This is a genomic window from Mesorhizobium sp. M7A.F.Ca.CA.002.04.1.1 (assembly GCF_004022805.1).
GTDB classification, from domain to species: domain Bacteria; phylum Pseudomonadota; class Alphaproteobacteria; order Rhizobiales; family Rhizobiaceae; genus Mesorhizobium; species Mesorhizobium ciceri.
This window is the reverse complement of record NZ_RZPL01000756.1, coordinates 1-2619: the sequence shown is the minus strand read 5'-3', so window position 1 is coordinate 2619 and position 2619 is coordinate 1. Positions and strand designations below refer to the sequence as shown.

Below are 2619 nucleotides of genomic sequence, written 5' to 3'. Positions count from 1 at the left end.
GATCTGCATGATGGCGTCGACATCTGCCTTGAGGACGCTTGTCTGCTGGGTGACGAGATCGGCCACCATGCTGCCGATACGGCTGACCTTCTTGCTGGTCTCGATGGCTTGCGACGCTTCCATTGTGAGGAAATACATGATCAGCAGAATTGGCATGATCAACGCGAATTCGACCGCCGCGATGCCACGACGATCGGACCAGAACAGACTTGTTTTCCGCCAAACTCCCGTAATCATAAGATGTGCCCCCGCACGCATCATGCCCATTGCCCTTTTCTTATACTGCTCGTGCATTCCGCTCAGTTGTCGAACGGTTCGTTCTGCCAGGTCACCGATGCGAAGTGCAGCGTCTTGTTGCCGCCCATTGATTTGGCCAGCAGGTCGGTCATGATCGGCCATTTGTAAAAGACCCGCAGCATGTTCCTCGACTCCGCCGCACCCGCTGTCACTGAAAACGACTGGGTTGCGGTGCCTTTCGTCAATACGACATCGCCGTTCTGGATCTTGAAGCCGGCCGTGGCCGCATCCGCGAACGATGTATATTGGCGAAGATCCACCAGCAGTTGATTGGGACAATCCTGGGAAACGATGATCTGCAGTTTTGTGCAGATCATGTCCCGCAAGTTGGTTCCGGCGACGTCAACCGCCCTCAACTGGCCGGTGCGAAGCTTGCGCGCGACATCGTCGGTGATGTTGGCCATCACTTCCTGCGCGGCAAACGAGATGCAGCTTTCCAGAATGGCGAAGACAAGCAGCGCGAAGGGGACTGAAAGGATCGCGAATTCGATTGCCGTGGCGCCGCGCCGGTCACGAAGAAAACGGGCGAAAAACCTTGGGCATCTCACTTTGTGGTCGCCTGCGCGGCCGTATCCCTTGCTCATGTCCGATCCTGCCGATCTCTATGCGGTCTCGGAAGGACCATTAACGCAAACCGATTGAGGTCCGGTTTGGATGATCGTTAAAGTCGGCGCAGGCCTCTTAACCGGCCAATAACCGCACCGGCAGCCGGTCACGCCACCTATCGGCTGACGCTCATCTCCGCCTCGGAAGACTTCTCCGCTTCGCTCTTGTAGGAGCTTTCGCAATACGGCGTGCAGGACATCGTCTGGATTTCGGCACGCCGATAGATGCGCACCGACGAAGCAGCCTGCCGCACGACGGTAACCTGCTCATCGACGATGGGACTGCCGTCGGTATCGAGCACGACCAGATTGGTGACGCCGAAACCTTTGCCGGTGAGCACGATCGTCGAAGCGTCCTGCACGGAAGCGTCGGCGATTGCCGGGTTGCCGACCACGATGGTGTCTGCGGGACGCGACAGTTTGACGATCTTGGCCTGGTTCATCGTGACCTCGATGCCGGCGCCGGCCATGGCGGGCGCGACGAAGCTCGAGACGGCAAGAAGCGCGGCAATCAGGATTGACGATCTCGGCTGGGCCATTGAGGCGCTCCACGCAGGCGGACTGATCAACGGAACATGAACGAGATTGGTGAACCAACGGTTAAGCCTGCGATGTTGCCAATCCTGCAATGGCCGATAAGGGCGCCCCGCGAGGCGCGGTCCAGTCGGGGCGCAAGCCTGCCAAACCTGGGACTGGAAGGCGCGGCGGTACTTTAGCCCGAAGTTAACCACGCAATATGTTCGAACCGGGAAAGGAATCGGTAAGGCTGTTTCTTAAGCCGATCGAAAGAGCTTCTCCCTAGATTGGCAGCATCCGATCAACCATCACAGAAGTTGACGGAAGTGCTGTAACACGTGGAGTAGGAGCTCTCGAATGTCTAATCTCATCGCACGTTTTGTGAAGGACGAATCCGGCGCGACCGCTATCGAATATGGTCTGATCGCCGCTCTCATCGCGCTCGCCATCATCACTGGCGCCGGCACGCTCGGCAATGCGCTGAATGCCAAGTTCACCAACATTGGCAGCACCCTGAACAACGCGCCGACCGGCAGCTGATCGGCTTATCGCCGAGCACTTGCATCGCATTTTCTGGAAAAGGGCCGCCGCGTGGCGGCCTTTTTTATGCCGCTGCCAATATAGGTCGTCTTTTCGTTCCTGGCCTCATCAATCGTTAATCGAACATATCTTAGATTGAGCCCAATAAAATCGGACAATAGGCGTGGCGCCGATGCTTGAAGCCCTGATCTTCGTCGTCTTTCCGTTCTGCATGCTGTTTGCCGCGATCTCCGACATGCTGTCGATGACGATCGCCAACCGCGTGCCGGTGCTGCTCGTCGTCGTTTTCGCGCTGGTCGCGCCCCTTACAGGCATGGACTGGGCGGCCTATGGCGGACATTTCGCCGCCGGCGCCCTGGTCCTGGCCGTGACGTTCGGCCTGTTTGCAATAGGCGGCATGGGCGGCGGCGACGCCAAGCTTCTGGCCGCAACCGCGATGTGGATGGGCCTCAATGTCAATCTCGTGGAGTATCTTGTCGCCTCGACAATCATCGGCGGCCTGCTGACGCTCGCGATCATCCTCTACCGGAAGTCGATGCTTGCGGCCGTTACCGGCCAAAATCCGTTTCTGCGCCATTTCGCCGACGAGGCAAAAGGCGTTCCCTATGGCGTCGCGCTCGGCCTTGGCGGGTTGCTGACCTATCCGGACTCGCCTTTGATG

5 protein-coding genes are annotated in these 2619 nt (G+C 58.3%); 2 read left to right on the top strand and 3 right to left on the bottom strand.

Annotated elements, in window-relative coordinates:
• The 3 genes from ENZ75_RS27955 to ENZ75_RS27945 all read right to left on the bottom strand — a co-directional run.
• A partial coding sequence (locus tag ENZ75_RS27955; RefSeq protein WP_164888053.1) for a TadE/TadG family type IV pilus assembly protein occupies positions 1-261 on the bottom strand: 261 nt, incomplete at its 3' end.
• Positions 262-299: 38 nt separating this feature from the next.
• Positions 300-881 (bottom strand): TadE/TadG family type IV pilus assembly protein, encoded by a 582-nt coding sequence (locus tag ENZ75_RS27950; protein ID WP_063169998.1) that lies wholly within the window; start codon positions 879-881, stop codon positions 300-302.
• Positions 882-1018: 137 nt separating this feature from the next.
• Positions 1019-1441 (bottom strand): pilus assembly protein N-terminal domain-containing protein, encoded by a 423-nt coding sequence (locus ENZ75_RS27945; protein ID WP_013533687.1) that lies wholly within the window; start codon positions 1439-1441, stop codon positions 1019-1021.
• Between the two features lie 334 nt (positions 1442-1775).
• Between ENZ75_RS27945 and ENZ75_RS27940 the strand changes: the two genes are divergently transcribed.
• Complete coding sequence (locus tag ENZ75_RS27940; RefSeq protein WP_013533686.1) at positions 1776-1958, top strand: Flp family type IVb pilin; 183 nt, start codon at positions 1776-1778, stop codon at positions 1956-1958.
• Between the two features lie 172 nt (positions 1959-2130).
• A partial coding sequence (locus tag ENZ75_RS27935; RefSeq protein WP_128278476.1) for a prepilin peptidase occupies positions 2131-2619 on the top strand: 489 nt, incomplete at its 3' end.

Bases quoted from the DNA above. Each gene is read 5' to 3' on its own strand.
- ENZ75_RS27945 (WP_013533687.1), bottom strand. From the start codon at position 1,441: ATGGCCCAGCCGAGATCGTCAATCCTGATTGCCGCGCTTCTTGCCGTC.
- ENZ75_RS27950 (WP_063169998.1), bottom strand. From the start codon at position 881: ATGAGCAAGGGATACGGCCGCGCAGGCGACCACAAAGTGAGATGCCCA.
- ENZ75_RS27940 (WP_013533686.1), top strand. From the start codon at position 1,776: ATGTCTAATCTCATCGCACGTTTTGTGAAGGACGAATCCGGCGCGACC.